This window comes from Paraburkholderia sp. UCT31 (assembly GCF_014397655.1).
Lineage (GTDB): Bacteria > Pseudomonadota > Gammaproteobacteria > Burkholderiales > Burkholderiaceae > Paraburkholderia > Paraburkholderia tuberum.
The window spans coordinates 1-2816 of the sequence record NZ_VZQP01000148.1 but is presented as its reverse complement, the minus strand read 5'-3'; the positions used below and the strand labels follow the sequence as shown (position 1 = coordinate 2816).

The following is a 2816-nucleotide window of genomic DNA, read 5'->3' as shown; positions in this document are numbered from 1 at the left end:
CATCCTCCAAGGCTAAATACTCGTGATCGACCGATAGTGAACCAGTACCGTGAGGGAAAGGCGAAAAGAACCCCGGGAGGGGAGTGAAACAGATCCTGAAACCGCATGCATACAAACAGTCGGAGCCTCTGCGAAGGGGTGACGGCGTACCTTTTGTATAATGGGTCAGCGACTTACATTCAGTGGCGAGCTTAACCGATTAGGGCAGGCGTAGCGAAAGCGAGTCCGAACAGGGCGTCCAGTCGCTGGGTGTAGACCCGAAACCAGGTGATCTATCCATGGCCAGGTTGAAGGCACGGTAACACGTGCTGGAGGACCGAACCCACTAACGTTGAAAAGTTAGGGGATGAGCTGTGGATAGGGGTGAAAGGCTAAACAAACCTGGAAATAGCTGGTTCTCTCCGAAAACTATTTAGGTAGTGCCTCGTGTCTCACCTTCGGGGGTAGAGCACTGTCATGGTTGTGGGGTCCATTGCGGATTACTACGCCATAGCAAACTCCGAATACCGAAGAGTGCAATCACGGGAGACAGACATCGGGTGCTAACGTCCGGTGTCAAGAGGGAAACAACCCAGACCGCCAGCTAAGGTCCCCAAATATGGCTAAGTGGGAAACGAAGTGGGAAGGCTAAAACAGTCAGGAGGTTGGCTTAGAAGCAGCCACCCTTTAAAGAAAGCGTAATAGCTCACTGATCGAGTCGTCCTGCGCGGAAGATGTAACGGGGCTAAGCCATATACCGAAGCTGCGGATGCACAGTAATGTGCATGGTAGGAGAGCGTTCCGTAAGCCTGCGAAGGTGCACTGGAAAGTGTGCTGGAGGTATCGGAAGTGCGAATGCTGACATGAGTAGCGATAAAGGGGGTGAAAGGCCCCCTCGCCGTAAGCCCAAGGTTTCCTACGCAACGTTCATCGGCGTAGGGTGAGTCGGCCCCTAAGGCGAGGCAGAAATGCGTAGCTGATGGGAAGCAGATTAATATTTCTGCACCATTGTGAAATGCGATGGGGGGACGGATCGCGGAAGGTTGTCCGGGTGTTGGAAGTCCCGGTCCTTGCATTGGAGAAGGCGCTTTGGCAAATCCGGGCGCGCAATTCAAGGGTGCGAGGCGAGCCACTTCGGTGGCGAAGCAACTGGAAGGGGTTCCAGGAAAAGCCTCTAAGCTTCAGTTTCACAGTGACCGTACCGCAAACCGACACAGGTGGGCGAGATGAGTATTCTAAGGCGCTTGAGAGAACTCGGGAGAAGGAACTCGGCAAATTGGTACCGTAACTTCGGGATAAGGTACGCCCTCATAGCCTGACTGGCCTGCGCCAGAAGGGTGAAAGGGTTGCAATAAACTGGTGGCTGCGACTGTTTAATAAAAACACAGCACTCTGCAAACACGAAAGTGGACGTATAGGGTGTGACGCCTGCCCGGTGCCGGAAGATTAAATGATGGGGTGCAAGCTCCTGATTGAAGTCCCGGTAAACGGCGGCCGTAACTATAACGGTCCTAAGGTAGCGAAATTCCTTGTCGGGTAAGTTCCGACCTGCACGAATGGCGTAACGATGGCCACACTGTCTCCTCCCGAGACTCAGCGAAGTTGAAGTGTTTGTGATGATGCAATCTCCCCGCGGCTAGACGGAAAGACCCCATGAACCTTTACTGTAGCTTTGCATTGGACTTTGAACCGGTCTGTGTAGGATAGGTGGGAGGCTATGAAGTTGGGACGCCAGTCTCAATGGAGCCGTCCTTGAAATACCACCCTGATCTGTTTGAGGTTCTAACCTTGGCCCGTGATCCGGGTCGGGGACAGTGCATGGTAGGCAGTTTGACTGGGGCGGTCTCCTCCCAAAGTGTAACGGAGGAGTACGAAGGTACGCTAGGTACGGTCGGAAATCGTGCTGATAGTGCAATGGCATAAGCGTGCTTGACTGTGAGACTGACAAGTCGAACAGGTGCGAAAGCAGGTCATAGTGATCCGGTGGTTCTGTATGGAAGGGCCATCGCTCAACGGATAAAAGGTACTCTGGGGATAACAGGCTGATACCGCCCAAGAGTTCATATCGACGGCGGTGTTTGGCACCTCGATGTCGGCTCATCTCATCCTGGGGCTGTAGCCGGTCCCAAGGGTATGGCTGTTCGCCATTTAAAGAGGTACGTGAGCTGGGTTTAAAACGTCGTGAGACAGTTTGGTCCCTATCTGCCGTGGGCGCTGGATATTTGAAGGGGGCTGCTCCTAGTACGAGAGGACCGGAGTGGACGAACCTCTGGTGTACCGGTTGTCACGCCAGTGGCATCGCCGGGTAGCTATGTTCGGAAGAGATAACCGCTGAAAGCATCTAAGCGGGAAACTCGCCTTAAGATGAGATATCCCCGGGGCTTCGAGCCCCTTGAAGGGTCGTTCAAGACCAGGACGTTGATAGGTCAGGTGTGCACGTACAGTAATGTACTGAGCTAACTGATACTAATTGCCCGTAAGGCTTGATCCTATAACAGGTGTGTCTCGACCCGCGTGAGTGCTTGAGCACTTACGCCGGTCCGATCCCCGAAGGGGATTGGTGTGAACTCCCGCGGGAGCCAGCAGAAACGCACGGTTGGGATTCAGTGTTGTGCCAGAAACAACACAACCCCCCACCCGAATCCTTTACGCTTCTTCCCGATTGGCTGTGGCGCAACCGGTTGGCTCCAACCCTGCGACGCAGCAACCCGTCATGCCTGATGACCATAGCGAGTCGGTCCCACCCCTTCCCATCCCGAACAGGACCGTGAAACGACTCCACGCCGATGATAGTGCGGATTGCCCGTGTGAAAGTAGGTAATCGTCAGGCTCCCCCC

2 rRNA genes are annotated in these 2816 nt (G+C 54.3%); both read left to right on the top strand.

The window, feature by feature from the left end:
- Positions 1-2470, top strand: a 23S ribosomal RNA gene (locus tag F6X40_RS41190); the annotation flags it as partial.
- 225 nt (positions 2471-2695) lie between these two features.
- A 5S ribosomal RNA gene (gene rrf / locus F6X40_RS41185) occupies positions 2696-2809 on the top strand.
- The last annotated feature ends 7 nt before the right edge of the window (positions 2810-2816 follow it).